At 52.0% G+C, this 13,786-nt stretch carries 13 protein-coding genes; 3 read left to right on the forward strand and 10 right to left on the reverse strand.

The features are described 5' to 3' along the window. Positions 1 to 4: 4 nt before the first annotated feature. The 3 genes from RAC89_RS05375 to RAC89_RS05385 are packed head-to-tail and all read right to left on the reverse strand — an operon-like array spanning position 5 to position 3,769. Complete coding sequence (locus RAC89_RS05375; protein WP_284641054.1) at positions 5 to 565, reverse strand: 4Fe-4S dicluster domain-containing protein; 561 nt, start codon at positions 563 to 565, stop codon at positions 5 to 7. Then, on the reverse strand, positions 562 to 2,742 hold the full coding sequence (locus tag RAC89_RS05380) for a molybdopterin oxidoreductase family protein (RefSeq protein ID WP_306612255.1): 2,181 nt from the start codon (positions 2,740 to 2,742) through the stop codon (positions 562 to 564). The genes RAC89_RS05375 and RAC89_RS05380 overlap by 4 nt, the downstream gene beginning before the upstream one ends. Further along, positions 2,729 to 3,769, reverse strand: coding sequence for a hypothetical protein (locus RAC89_RS05385; protein ID WP_306612257.1), 1,041 nt, complete (start codon positions 3,767 to 3,769; stop codon positions 2,729 to 2,731). Before RAC89_RS05385 ends, RAC89_RS05380 begins: the two co-directional genes overlap by 14 nt. Before the next feature lie 253 nt (positions 3,770 to 4,022). Here RAC89_RS05385 and RAC89_RS05390 point away from each other — a divergent pair, with 253 nt between their 5' ends. Further along, positions 4,023 to 5,582, forward strand: a complete 1,560-nt coding sequence (locus tag RAC89_RS05390; RefSeq protein ID WP_306612259.1) for an IS1182 family transposase — start codon at positions 4,023 to 4,025, stop codon at positions 5,580 to 5,582. Positions 5,583 to 5,690: 108 nt separating this feature from the next. Here RAC89_RS05390 and hpf read toward each other — a convergent pair whose 3' ends face one another. Further along, the gene (gene hpf, locus RAC89_RS05395) at positions 5,691 to 6,236 is read right to left on the reverse strand and encodes a ribosome hibernation-promoting factor, HPF/YfiA family (RefSeq protein ID WP_306612261.1); all 546 of its coding nucleotides are present in this window, start codon (positions 6,234 to 6,236) and stop codon (positions 5,691 to 5,693) included. A 13-nt stretch (positions 6,237 to 6,249) separates the two neighbouring features. After that, complete coding sequence (locus RAC89_RS05400; protein WP_306612264.1) at positions 6,250 to 6,792, reverse strand: hemerythrin domain-containing protein; 543 nt, start codon at positions 6,790 to 6,792, stop codon at positions 6,250 to 6,252. A 198-nt stretch (positions 6,793 to 6,990) separates the two neighbouring features. Between RAC89_RS05400 and RAC89_RS05405 the strand changes: the two genes are divergently transcribed. Then, positions 6,991 to 8,286, forward strand: coding sequence for an MFS transporter (locus RAC89_RS05405; RefSeq protein WP_284641059.1), 1,296 nt, complete (start codon positions 6,991 to 6,993; stop codon positions 8,284 to 8,286). 66 nt (positions 8,287 to 8,352) lie between these two features. Here the strand turns inward: RAC89_RS05405 and RAC89_RS05410 are convergent, their stop codons facing one another. Further along, a complete protein-coding gene (locus RAC89_RS05410; RefSeq protein ID WP_284641060.1) occupies positions 8,353 to 8,526 on the reverse strand; it encodes a hypothetical protein in 174 nt (57 codons plus the stop codon). A 226-nt stretch (positions 8,527 to 8,752) separates the two neighbouring features. On the opposite strand from RAC89_RS05410, the gene RAC89_RS05415 reads away from it, so the two are divergent. Beyond that, positions 8,753 to 9,106 carry a hypothetical protein gene (locus tag RAC89_RS05415; protein ID WP_306612266.1) on the forward strand — a complete coding sequence of 118 codons (354 nt, stop codon included), beginning with the start codon at positions 8,753 to 8,755 and terminating at the stop codon, positions 9,104 to 9,106. Between the two features lie 45 nt (positions 9,107 to 9,151). Here the strand turns inward: RAC89_RS05415 and RAC89_RS05420 are convergent, their stop codons facing one another. The 4 genes from RAC89_RS05420 to RAC89_RS05435 all read right to left on the reverse strand — a co-directional run bounded on the left by RAC89_RS05420 (position 9,152) and on the right by RAC89_RS05435 (position 13,786). Next, positions 9,152 to 9,916: a hypothetical protein gene (locus RAC89_RS05420; protein WP_306612268.1), complete on the reverse strand. Its 765-nt coding sequence runs from the start codon at positions 9,914 to 9,916 to the stop codon at positions 9,152 to 9,154. Positions 9,917 to 10,015: 99 nt separating this feature from the next. Beyond that, positions 10,016 to 11,071: a dienelactone hydrolase family protein gene (locus RAC89_RS05425; RefSeq protein WP_306612270.1), complete on the reverse strand. Its 1,056-nt coding sequence runs from the start codon at positions 11,069 to 11,071 to the stop codon at positions 10,016 to 10,018. Between the two features lie 3 nt (positions 11,072 to 11,074). Next, positions 11,075 to 12,580 (reverse strand): glycoside hydrolase family 28 protein, encoded by a 1,506-nt coding sequence (locus RAC89_RS05430; RefSeq protein ID WP_306612272.1) that lies wholly within the window; start codon positions 12,578 to 12,580, stop codon positions 11,075 to 11,077. After that, positions 12,581 to 13,786 (reverse strand): MFS transporter, encoded by a 1,206-nt coding sequence (locus tag RAC89_RS05435; protein ID WP_306612273.1) that lies wholly within the window; start codon positions 13,784 to 13,786, stop codon positions 12,581 to 12,583.

A 13,786-nucleotide genomic window follows, 5' to 3' on the forward strand; every position in this document is an offset into this window, starting at 1 on the left:
GTACTTAGAACAGCTTCTGCTTCCCTTGTAGAATGCCCGGGAGACTGATTTTTACATTCGTTTCCCCTTCAAGCGGATCATACTCCCGGCTGGCCGTCCACTTGCCCAGCTGATGCTGCTCCTTCTTGCGGCGAAGCTCCTCCTCGGTAACCCACTGCAGCGTATTCGTCGGGCATACCGAAGCGCACATCGGCGGAATCCCTTCCTTGGTCCGGTCATAGCAAAGGTCGCATTTATACATCAGATTCTGTTCGGCATCGAACTTTGGAATGCCGTAAGGACAGGCGATCGTACAGTTCTGGCAGCCGATACATTTCTCTACCAGAGCGGACAGCACCGCTCCCTCCGGAGTGACCTGAATGGCCTGCGCAGGGCAGCTGCGGGCACATGCCGGGTTTACACAATGCAGGCACATCAGAGGTATCGTTTGGCGGTTCACATAGGGATTGACATCGTATACGTAGTTCCGGTTACGCTCGTCGTGACCACCGCACTGCGTGCACGCGGCCAGACAGCTTCGGCACCCGATGCAATTGTCCATTTCGATATATAAATATTGCTTCATTGTCCGTTCACTTCCTCTTTGTGAAGCTTCTCGATCTGGGCGGCACACGCTTTGAATTCCGGCATTTTCGACATCGGATCCAGAGCATCGATGGTCAACAGATTGACCGACTCCTCGTGGCCGTAGTGATAAGGAACAAAGACGGTATCTTGACGGATCGCTTCCGTTATTTTCACTTTATATACGGCTTCTCCTCTGCGGGTATACAGGCGGACACGCTCGTCATGCACGATATTGTAGCGGGCCGCCATCTCGGGATGAACCTCAACAAAAGGCTCGGGGCACATATCCTTCAGGAAAGGAATGCGGCGGGTTTGATTCCCCGATAAATAGTGATAAACGACTCTGCCCGTCGTCAAGCGCAGCGGATAGAGCGTGCACGGCTCCTCTGCAGGCGGCCGGTAAGGCAGGGCACATAGCTTCGCTCTGCCGTCGGGGTGGTAAAACTTTTTGTCCAGGAACATGTACGGAGTACCCGTGTCTTCCTCGGCCTCGCTTCGGCAGGGCCAGAATACGCCGTTCTGCTTCTCAATCTTTTCCCATGTAATCCCGCTATAATCCGCGTAACCTCCCTTGGAGGCAAGGCGGAATTCATCATTCACCTTTCGGGCGCTTTGCAGATGGCGGAAATACTGCCCGCGGCCAAGACGCTCGGCGAGCTCCACCTGGATCAGCCAATCCGGCTTCGATTCGCCGATAGGCTCTTGTGCCTTATTGATTTTAATGCAGCGTCCTTCCAGGTTAGTAACGGTCCCTTCATCCTCGGACCAAGTGGTAGCCGGCAGGACGACATCGGCGAATTCCGCCGATTCCGACAAGAAGAAGTCGCAGCATACCATAAAATCCAGCTGACGCAGCGCGGAACGGACAAAGTTCTGATTCGGTGCGGATACGGCCGGGTTCGAGCAGAGCAGGTACAAGCCGCGAATCGTTTTGTCCAGCATCAGCCCGAACATTTCCTGCGCAGAGACGCCCGGCTGCGGCATTTCCTCCGGAGTGATGCCCCAGACCTTGCATACCTCCTCCACATGCTTCGGGTTGACAATTTTGCGGTAGCCCGGGAGCGCATCCGCCTTCTGTCCGTGCTCACGGCCCCCTTGGCCGTTGCCTTGGCCCGTGAAGGTTGCTACGCCGGACTTCGGCCTGCCGATTTTGCCGGTAACGAGCGCCATATTCGTATAAGCGGACACGTTATCCGAGCCCTTATGCTGCTGCTCGATGCCGCGGGCAAACATGACAACGGCGTTTGGAGCCTTGCCGTAGATTTCGGCAGCTCTTATAAGCTTCTCCGGGGCTACACCCGTAATCTCGCTCGTATATTCAGCCGTGAATTCCTTAACCACCTCCGCCATGTCCTCGAAGCCGTTCGTATGCTCCTTCACGAAGCTTTCATCGATATGGCCGTTCTGAATGAGGAGATGGACCATACAGTTGGCCAGGGCCAAATCCGTGCCGGGGCGAAGGTCAAGATGAACATCAGCGCGCCGTGCGATGGGGGTTTCCCGCGGATCCGCTACAATCAGGTAACCGCCCCGGTTTTGAACCTCCCATATGCGGAACATGGAGGTGGGATGGCATTCCGCCGTGTTGCTGCCGGCGATGAATAAGCAGTCCGTTTCGTGCAGGTCGGTCCATGGCAGAGTCGACCCCCGATCCACGCCGAAAGAACGCATGAATCCCGCCGCCGCACTGGACATGCAATAGCGTCCGTTGTAATCGATATAACGGGTCTGCAGAGCGACCCGGGCGAATTTACCGGTTAGGTAGCATTTTTCATTCGTCATGGAGACGCCGCTGAATACGGATAACGAATCCTTGCCGTAGCTTCCTTGAAGCTCCAGAAAGCGTCGGGCGATCAGATCGTAAGCTTCCTCCCAGCTTGCTTCACGGAAGCCGTCCTTCGTCCCTTTTAACGCCGCGTTATCCCGGATTAACGGCCTGAGCAGCCTGTCCTTGTGGTTGGTTTGCTGATAAGCGGTGACTCCCTTAGGGCACATTTTACCTAGGGTAACCGGCCATTCGTATCTCGGCTCCACCCCGATGATTTGATTCGTATGCGTATTGACTCTCAGGTTCATCCCGCACTGCATACCGCAATAGGAGCAATGCGTCGGGATTAATTTTTCACCTGGATGCGTCTTGTTCTCGATGTCTTTAAAAAATTTATCCTTTGGCATTCTGATTCGCCTCCTTATGACGGATTTCGTGGGTTGGAATCCCGCTGAAGCGGGCGATTCGATACTTGCGACGGCAAGGCAGACACAGCTCTGCGAGATGGTGTCCCTCCGGCGTTTGGAACTCGATATCATTCTGCTTCAGCACGGAAATCACGTCCTCCGATTGCTCTCCCGAGACGAAGCCGCTGCCGCACACCTTACAGGATTTCATCTGCTGCGCGCCGTAGTGCTCGCGATAGTTCCGCGCAAGCACACTCATCGGACGGAACGGAATGTGCGCCAGCTTGCCAAAGGGTAGATAGATCAATGTAATAATGACAGACCATTGATGAATGAGAGACATGACCGGATGGCCGAAGCCGTGCAGGAATACGTTGCTGAAGGTCAGCATAAGCCCTGTGATGCTAATGAATAATAGGAGATACAGCGGCAGGAAGTCATAAACAAACGACTGCTCCGCACGCGCCTGCATATGTTTCAATCTGCGGTACAGCGCCATGGCTACACCGGCTATCACCATCATGGCTGTAATATTAAGCGCGTTGTAAAAGAGAAAGGCGATGATGCCGTCGGCCTTTACCTTCATCAGGTCGATTCCGAAGAATACGACGGTATAGAGGCCGTTATCCGACATGGTAAAATACATCCAGCCGAATACCAATGGGAACGTTACGAAGCAGGACAGGATACAGCCCCAGCCGAGCAGCACGTGCTGAGTCCATCGATACCAGCTCCGGTTCCAAATAAACCGGTAGGTCACCAGGTGCTCCACCGAGGTTTGCGGTGTGCTTTTGCGGAACAGCAGCTTCATCCCTTTCTTTAGGATCAGCTTCGTCGGCGGCCGCTCCGCCCAAGCGATGAACCGGTAGAAGAACCCTCCGATAAAAACCACCGTACCGACCATATACCCGTATAAGGCCAAGTCAATATGAGTAAACATGCGGGAGCCAATATACATGAGCAGAATCAGCCCGCAAACCGTCATGAACATCATCCTTGCATATTTCGATGCGAACGCTCGGTCCATTGTTCATTCTCCTTTGTTCCTTTGTCTGCTGTTATTAGACCACATTCCATAAGGGAGCAACTATGATTAAGATCACTGCAAATTTGGGAATACGGGATTTTCCTACAAATGGAGACAAAAAAAGAAGGGGCTGTCCCAAAAGTCACCATAGGTGACTGAGGGACTGCCCCTTTTTCTCAATTTTGTAAAACAAAAAGAAACCAATCCTTGGTAAAATGGAAGTGTCGAGCAACCATTGAAAGGAGAGGTTTCTTTGTTTATTCAATATACCATGGATCAACTGTGTCTGCCAATGGATTTGGAAATGGACATCCCACCACGTCACGTAGCGCGAGTTATTAATAGCTTCATCAATCGTTTGGACGACAGCTTGTTTACAGCTGCGTATCCCGGAGGCGGTCGGGATAGCTATCACCCTAAAATGCTTACTAAAATCATTGTGTATGCTTATTCTCAACGTATCTACTCCTCTAGACAGATTGCCAAGGCCGTGCGTGAGAATATCCCTTTCATGTGGCTGGCAGGTCGCCAACAGCCGGACTTCCGGACCATCAATCGGTTTCGCTCCGAGCGGATGAAGGAGCAGCTCGAGAAGATTTTTGCAGGAATGCTGGAGCTGCTAATGGCCGAGGGATATATCAAGCTGGAGAACTACTTTGTTGACGGTACCAAGATCGAAGCAAATGCAAACCGGTATACGTTTGTCTGGGGAAAGACAGTAAAGAAGCAGAAAGCCAGGCTGGAAGAGAAAGTGAAGCAGCTTTTTATTGAGATTGAACAGCAGGAGATTCAGGAAGATAAAGAGCACAACGGCAAGGACCTGCTCGAGCTGGGCGGAGACACCGACCTAACAAGCGAGAGCATGGAGGCGGCTTTAACGAAGCTAGAAGCCAAACTGAAGAGTGAACCAAAGAACAAAACGGTAAAGAAAGCGGTACGGCAACTGCGTAAGGATTTTGTTCCCCGCCAGCAGAAGTACGAAACTCAGCTTGAGATCCTTGGCGAACGAAACAGTTTCAGTAAAACGGATCCAGATGCCACGTTTATGAGAATGAAGGAAGACCACATGGGCAACGGTCAACTCAAGCCCGGCTACAACGTACAAGTCGGCACAGAGAACCAATTCATCGTAGGTTACTCCCTCCACCAGCGCCCGACAGATACGCGTTGCCTTATCCCGCATCTTAACAAGGTAAAAGAGACGCTTGGTCGTCTTCCTAAAACCGTCATCGCCGATGCCGGTTACGGTGGTGAGGAAAACTATGCGTATCTAGAGAAAGAAAACATGGAAGCGCTTGTGAAATACAATTCCTTTCATAAGGAAGTATCAAGGGCATGGCGAAACGACGTATCCCGCTTAGAAAACTGGACGTACAACGAGGACAAAGACATCTGGGTATGCCCAAACGGAAGAACACTACATTTTATTAAGGAGAGCAAGAACAAGACTGATAGTGGGTACGGGGTCAAATTGCGGATCTACCGAAGTGAAAACTGTGGGGGGTGTCCGTTCAAAGAGAAATGCACCAAGTCTGAACGCAGCCGCGAAATAAGGGTCAGCATGGAGTATCTTCGCTACAAAAAAGTGGCTAGAGAAAAATTAAGAAGCGAAGATGGACGCAAGCTCTCGGTTCAACGAATGATCGAAGTGGAAAGTGTGTTTGGGCAAATGAAAAATAACCGGGGATTCCGGAGGTTCCTGCTTCGCGGCTTACCAAAAGTAAGCCTGGAGGTCGGGTGGCTTTCACTTGCCCACAATTTGCTTAAGGTGGTAACCACGGAGCAAAAAAGACATATAGCCGGGCAAGAATGAACCCTGTCCGGCCATTTTTTCACGAAATTCGGGGTTGTATAAAAGGGGCTGTCCCTTTAAGTAGATTTTTCGCTACTTTTGGGACAGCCCCCTTTGTGAAGCCGTTTACTAGGTTGTAATCAATCCGTACGAACCGTCGTTGCGTCGATAAACAACCTCCATACGATTCGTATCTTTGTTGTGGAACAGATGGAAGCTATGGTCCAGCAGATTCATCTCCAGAATCGCCTCCTGCACATCCACAGGCTTGAGGTTAATTTTTTTAACGCGAAGCAGCTCGAAATCCTCTTCCTCCTCTAATGCAACGGCACGTACCGTTTCGGACTGGACCGGCTGCGTCCGGAGGCTGCCCCTACCGCGAAGCTTTCGCTGGACCTTTTCTTTATATTTACGCAGACGGCGCTCCAGCTTGTCGGCCACGAGGTCGATCGAAGCGTACATGTCCTGCTGCTTTTCTTCGGCTCGATACACCATGCCATGATACGGTATGGTCACCTCAACAACTTGCTGATGCCTATGACCTAGGATCGATAGGGTCACATGAATCTCAACTGGCTCCTCGAACCACTCCTGCAGCGCTCCCATCTTACGTTCGATGTATTCCTTTAGGGCAGGGGTTACCTCCAATTGTTTCCCGTGAATGATCATACTCATGGCAATCAGCTCCTTAAGAGAAGAAATAGTCTACGTCCGTCAATACTTGGTCAGACAAAGGATAAACCAGCTGTTCCTCCATAGCGAGGTGTCCGCTCAAGATCCGGCAGGCCTGAAGCAGATGCTCCGCTACACTTTGCAGCTGCCGCCGGTCTCCAGGGGAAGCCAGGTCTTCCACAGCGTCGATGAAGGAATCCATATAGGCCTCCGCCAAGTCGTGGTCTTTCTCCAATACCCAGAAGGAAGGAACCATAGACGGGCCCATGCTTAGATCGAAATATTCATGAAGGAACGGGTATAATACCTGCTCCTCCCAAGAGGAATGCCGGTTCATTTGGGACATAAATTGCACCGTATCGGCCTTTAGATCGCGCAAGGCTTTAAGCTGTTCCTCCGTATCGCGGGATAATGCAGCTTGACGAGCCTTCTCTTCCAAGGCTTGAATTAACAGCTTTAATTGCTCATGCTCTTCTATTAGCTGCTTAATGGCATGATACAGCTCCGTAGGATGAGCGGGCTCAGACAACGGTTCCTTCCATGGGACAGCGGTTTTCATGGACAAACGACCTCCTATGCTTGCTGGCTTTGCGTTTGTTTCTGATTTCATTGTAGCTCTGCCGGCCATCGTTAGCTGTGCTTTTTATCACAAAGTCCGGGCATCCTTTTTTTTACATTGGACCTGTGATTTATTTAACATCGTGGTTTTGTAAGCGTTGATACAATGTGTCCATACAAATCGAGGAGGTCATTACGTATGGCACGTATTGCTGATTGGAATCCGGAAAACATTGTATTTTGGGAGAAAACAGGCAGGAAGGTTGCTAATCGAAACCTGCTAATCTCCGTATTTTGTTTGATCCTGGCGTTTATCGTATGGCAAATCTGGTCTGTTGTCGCTACAAGGCTTAATGATGTAGGCTTTCAGCTCAGCAAGAACGAGCTGTTTACCCTTGCTGCTCTTCCCGGCTTGACGGGAGCTACCTTCCGTCTCTTCTATACCTTTATGCCCGGATTGCTCGGCGGCAAAAAATGGACCATTATCAGTACATCCCTGCTGCTGATACCGGCGGTCGGAATCGGTTGGGCCGTTCAGAACCCTGACACTCCGTTCTCTGTGCTTGCTTTGCTTGCCGCATTATGCGGACTGGGCGGCGGCTGCTTGTCCTCCTCCACCGCAAACATTAACCCGTTCTTCCCTAAAGCCAAGAAAGGGACGGCGAATGGAATCAACGTGGGCATCGGAAATCTAGGAGTTAGTGTCGTACAATTCGTAACACCGCTCATCATAGGCGTCGGCTTCATCGGAGCGATGACAGGCGGTCCGCAGATCATGAAGAACGGATCGGAGATTTTCCTGCAAAATGCAGCTTTCGTATGGGTTATTCCCATTATCTTGGCAACCCTTTTGGCAATCTTCGGCATGGATAGTTTACCGAACTCGGGCCAAAGCGTGAAGGAACAGCTGGCTGTTCTGAAGCACAAGCATACCTGGGTGATGACATGGCTGTATGTGATGTGCTTCGGGTCCTTCATCGGTTACGGGGCCGCCTTTCCGCTGCTCATCCGCTCCGAATTTCCTGAGATCAATGCGGCACAGCTCGCTTTCCTTGGGCCACTGGTCGGGGCAGCGCTTCGCCCGGTAGGCGGTTATATCTCCGATAAGCTCAACAGCGGAGCGAAGGTCACCTTCTGGACAACCATCGTAATGGTTGCAGCAACGGCCGGCGTCGTCCTATTCTTAAACACGCATCAATTTACAGGATTCCTGCTGATGTTCCTGATTTTATTCGCCGGTACGGGGATTGCCAACGGATCTACGTTCCGCATGGTGCCTTTCATCTTTGAAGGGAAGCAAGCCAGCTCCGTCATGGGCTTGATCGCGGCATTGGCTGCTTACGGGGCATACTTTATTCCGAAAATCTTCGGTTGGTCCCTTGATACGACCGGCTCGGCGAACACAGCGCTCTATATTTTCATCGTGTATTATGCCGTAAGTATTGCAGTATGCTGGTATTGGTATTCAAGAAAAGGCGCTGAAGTGAAGTGTTAATATAGCAAAAAGGACGTGATCCCGATGCACCCGGGCACGTCCTTTTGTTTTTTGTCGAATTTCCGCCTATTCCTCTATCACTAGAATCCCCGCAGCAATGGACCAATAAAAGGCCACCATGCCGGCAGCAAACAGTACGGACCAAAGCGCCCCCTGCCCCTTGTACCCTTGGAAAAATCGAAGAAACGCCATACTAAACAAAATACCAAGCACTACGATAATCAACAGCAGTTGAATCACGAAGCAGACACCTCTCTTTACGGGTTTTCCCTAGTAATCCTTATTGTAGCATGAATTTTTCATCCTGCTCCATTGGTCACCAATTCGTAACAAAGTATCGCGCCTCCCGATATCGCATGAAAAAAAGTTTTACAGAATCCATGTTTTTGTGAAATACTCCACAGTCTTTTTCCAGTCCCCTAGGTATAATGATTCATATAAAATATAGGTCTGGAGTTTGATGTAAATGGAACTGAACTTGGGTTGTCGTACTTGTGAATTTCATAAAAACGGTCTATGTACCAGTCATAAATCGGAAATCGGATACTTAGGAAGAATCGACAGATCGGTAGAGGAAATGAAATGCTGGTCGATGTCGTTGGAATATTTTGCAACGCTGGTGTCCACCTTGCCTTTAAAGGATCAAAAGCTGATCCGCCAAGATGAGCATGTCACCGTTTATGAGCTTTTGGAAAGGGTAGAAACAGGAGCATGGAACTCAAAGGTTCTCAGGCGCTGGGAGGAAGCGCAACAGCCGCGGGAGAAATCTTGGGACATCGCTTATGATTATCATCCTTACGATTGCCATCCTTTTGTTTAAAAAAACCGCCGGTGCCTAAGCCCCGACGGTTTTTCTTCGGATAATCTACGAAAAATGACATTGCTGCTCTACCTGCTGCAGCTGCTGCTGTGCCTGTAAAAGCTGTTCATTGCTTGACTTCTCCAGCTGATTCGCCTGCTGGGTAGCCTGCACGGCCGCCTCCACCTTCTGCTGCGCCCCGTACAATTCCTGCTCCGCTTGGGCAAGCTGCTGTGCAGCAATATATTGCTGCTGCTTCGCTTCTTGAGCGCATTGCTGCATTTGCTGTACAAGCTGGGACGCCTGCTGCGCTTGATGCATCATTTGCTGTGCGTGCTGAAGCACTTGATCCGCTTCCTGCTGCACTTGCTGAGCCAGCTGTTCGGTGTTGATGTTCGTTACAGCCGCGGGCTGCTTAGCAACCGATGCACTCGCCGCTGCGCTTGCCATGGATGCTTGCTGCGAGACCTGCGAAGCCACTAATGCCTGCTGCTGCGCTTGCTGTGCCTGCTGCTGCGCCTGCCGAGCCAGCTGCTGCGCCGACGCAGCCTGGGTTGCCGCTTGTTTGGCTTCAGCCATCTGAAGCTGGGCAGGCAAAGCGGAAGCTGTCGACTTCGTTTGCGTCGCAGACGGGGCAGGTAATGCTGCTGTTGTTGAAGCAGACGGAGCTGCCGACGTGTTTGTTTGCGCAGCAGCTGCCGGGGCCGACTTAGCGGTTGGGGCTGCAGCGGCAGCGGACGTCATTGTCGGCGTCTGCTTCATAGCGGACTCCTGCTTCGACCCGCACGTTTGTTGCCCGGCTTGAGGAGATTCCTTGGTTGTCGTAGACATGGACGAACACCTCCTAAGGATTTAGAACAACACCCTTAGGATTCAGTAAAACGTTCCGGCTTATACTATGAAAAACTTTCGGCATAGACCTCGCGCCGCCTAATGTATACTGCCATCCGTCGAACGTAATACTGTAGTCAGCCAGTCGTATGAATACCTTCCCTTAATCTCATGCTTGCCTTCAAAAATGTCAAAAGCAAACCTCTCCCCTGACTCAAGCTGAGTATACAAGGATCTCAGCTTGCTAATGACATCCTTGACCGTCTCTGCAGGAAACAAATGGTCCTCATCCCCTGACTCGATGAATAGTGGTCTGGGAGCCAGTAAAGCCAGCAGGTCCGGCATTTCGGCAAAAGGAAGCACACCGGGAATATAGTTGTCCAGACAATGCCGCCGCGCCAGGATACTGCTTTCATACGTATTTGGATACCCGCATAGTACCGTCGCTTTCACCCGGTCATCAACCGCCCCATGCAAAGAAGCCACCATACCGCCGCCGGAGAAGCCCATGCCGCCGATACGGTCGGCATCCACCTCCGGACGGGCAGCCAAGTAATCGACAGCACGTCTTGCTTCGTATACCCGCAGCCCGGCAATGGTCTTGCCCGCAAGGAGCAAAGCGGCCCCAATGGAGAAGCAGGAGTTGCCTACACCGGGATCCTGCGCCAAGTCCTGCTGCAGCTTCCGGTCTCCGAAGCCGACGATCTCCGGAAGAAGCACAACCACGCCGCGCTTCGCCAGCTCCAGAGCAAAATCGTTGTGAATGCCAGGGGCTCCTTCCCGGACTGAACCGTCCGCCAGCAAACCTACCGATTCGCGGCTGCCATACCCGTGCCCGTGCCAAGCAAGAACGGCTGGCAATCGCTTGCCTTCCGTCGATTGCGGAAGCACTACATAAGCAGGGACGCGAAGCCCTTCCGCGGTCGTGTACTCGACGCGCTCGCGCACCAATCCGTGCTCCGGCAGCTCTACCCGCTCCAGCAGCTTCGGAGCCAGCTCGCCGCTTACTTTAAATTCTCCGAGCAGTTCGCCCAGCTTCGCCCGCAGCCGTATCCGTCGTTTTTCCCAAGGCTCGTCCAGCCAACGTCTGCGCTCCAGCTCCTGCTCTGCATACAGCTTTTTCAAAAACTCATCAGGATGCCACATGCGATCCATCACCTACCCCAGCTTCACGGTTTCCAAATAAGCGGCATCACCTGCACGATCCCCGCTAATGCGAAGATCTTCTACCTCCTGTACACGTACGACAGGCGTAGAAGCATGACGCTTCTTCATTCGCAGCCCGTCGATATCAACATCGCTTACGTTCTCCAGCATCAACGCCGGTCCCTGACGTGTTTCCACCTGTACCTGGTGCAGCTCCAGACCTTTTACGTGCTTCACGAGAATACCGTCCCCCGCCATCACGCGCTCCTCCCGGACCATATCCGGTTCGCCGCCCTTCTCCTGCGGATCCGTTGTGGTCTCTAGCGTCACGTGGCGAAGCACGACATTCTCAATCGGCTGCTCCGGCAAGCCGTAAATAAATCCGGCCGAAGCCAAGCAGTTTTTCGCCAAAATTTCGCTGATATAAATATTTTTGATCACCGGAGTCGCCTCCGTAATCGGAACGGCATTAGGGCTTGTCATCAACGGGTTCGATTCGTCCACACCGTGCTTGTAGAAGCCATTGATTGCCAGAGGACACAGCACATCCTGCATGAAGATGTTGCTGATCCGAACGTCCTCTACGCCGCCGCCGCGTTGACGGTTCGTTTTGAACCGAATGCCCCGGTCCGTGCCGATAAAGATGCAATTGGAGATGACGATCCGGCGAATGCCGCCGGCCGTCTCGCTGCCGAATACGACCCCGCCATGCCCGCGCAGCATCGTACAGTTCGTAACGGCGACGTTCTCGGTCGGCCGGCCCACGCGGCGCCCGTCCTCATCGATACCGGATTTCAAGCACAGACAATCGTCTCCTACGTCAAAGTGGCAATCCGAGATGCGCACATTAGAGCAGGAGTCCACATCCAAACCGTCGCCGTTCGGCGTATCGGCTGGATTTTTGATCGAAACCCCGCGCATGTTGACCTGATCGCAATAGACTAGATGCGTATTCCAGAATGGAGAGTTTTGCAGGGTGATGCCTTCCAGAACGACCTGCTCGCAATCCAGCAGCTGCAGCAGCGCCGGACGGAAAAATTGAGAATCCCATTCCACAATATTGCTTTTGACGGTAGTTCGAAGGGTATGGTTCAGCTCCAGAAGCTGCTCACGTACGGAGGACACAGGCAGTACCTTCTGATATCTCAGTTCGCGGTATGCTTGCCACCAGGCTTGCCCTTGACCGTCGATTATGCCTTCGCCCTTAATCGCGACCTGCTTCAGGCCCACTCCATAAATCAACGGCTTATAGCCGAAGCACTCATAGCCCGACCAGCGAGTACGAACGGCCGGATAGCTGTCGAAGTCGTCCTTGAATTTCAGTACGGAGCCTGATTCCAGATACAATGTCATGCGGCTCTTCAGCTCAATTGGACCTGTAAGAAATGTACCGGCGGGAATGAACACCGTTCCTCCCCCGTTCTGATCGCACGCGTCAATAGCCGCCCCAATAGCTGCCGTGTTATCGAAGGTACCGCCGGGTACCGCCCCATATTGCGTTATATCGTAAATCGCCATTTAGTTATTAGCCTCCCTAAGATCAATCAGTTGATTTACCGCCAGCTGGGTAGCCATTACTAAAACAAGTATCCATGGCATCCAGGCTGTACCGAGATAGGTTGAAGCGAGCATGAACAGTACAACGCCCATCGCCCGTCCCATATTGATCGATGTTTCACGAACGACCACCGCTTCGATGCGATAGTGCGGCCCCAGAGGCAGCTCACCGCTCATCCGGTAATAATGCGCCGTGAAGACATTGGTTTGCAGCGGCTTCACAAAGGAATACACGCTCATAAACAAAATCACCGTAACTAAGGAAATTCCCCACAGCAGGGGCACCGATGAGACGAGAAAGCCCCAGGCGGAAAGCCACAGGAAGAGACGGGTTTGCTCCGCTTTCGCTTTTTTGGCCAAGAAATAGCCCGATAAAATCATAATGCCCGTAAACGCCATGTTCATCCAGCCGACGAAGCTCTCCTTCGGCACGGCTTGATACAGGATAATCGTAGGCATATAGCTCATGATCCCCTGCGGCAGTCCCATGACGAACCAGCCGGCAAGCGAACGGCCGAAGATCGAATACTTCCTCATCATTTGGCCTGTGTATTTTAAATAATACGCTTTATGGTGAGATGGGGACTTCTTCAGCTTCAGGCTGACGAGCGAAGCAAGGAAAAACATCAGGAACGCAAGCAGGTAGATGTACATATACCCTTGCAATCCCTCGAAGCTTCCGATCAGCAGCCCTGCCACAGCCGGACCGGCCAATGTCGCCACATTCGTAATGATCTGATTCCAGCCCAAATATTGGTGCCGGTTCTCATTGTTGGTCACTTCGCTGATTAGGGTAAAATGCCCGAGCCAATAAAATGCATTCGATACGCCGCGAAGCAGCGCGAACACGACGAAATAGTCCACCATGCGTTCTTGAACGATAAGAATTCCGAGATATAATACTGCGGTCAGAAAAATGCCCAGCCGGTAAGCCAGCAGCCGGTCCCTCAGCTTTGCAACCTTGCCTATGTAAATCGTTGCAATCGGGCCGCTGAGCAGCATGATCAGGTTGAAGGCGCCATTGATCCATAGGTCATTGGTGAGCCGCCATAAATACACCGTAAGAAAAACGGACGACAAGGCATTCCCGAATTGAAAAATACCGTGGTTCAGCTGGGTAATCAGCGCCTCGTTGAGGAAGCGCCGATCGTAGTTCTTCCGATTCAT

The sequence above is a fragment of the Paenibacillus sp. GD4 genome (assembly GCF_030846225.1).
Taxonomy (GTDB): Bacteria; Bacillota; Bacilli; order Paenibacillales; family NBRC-103111; genus Paenibacillus_G; species Paenibacillus_G silviterrae.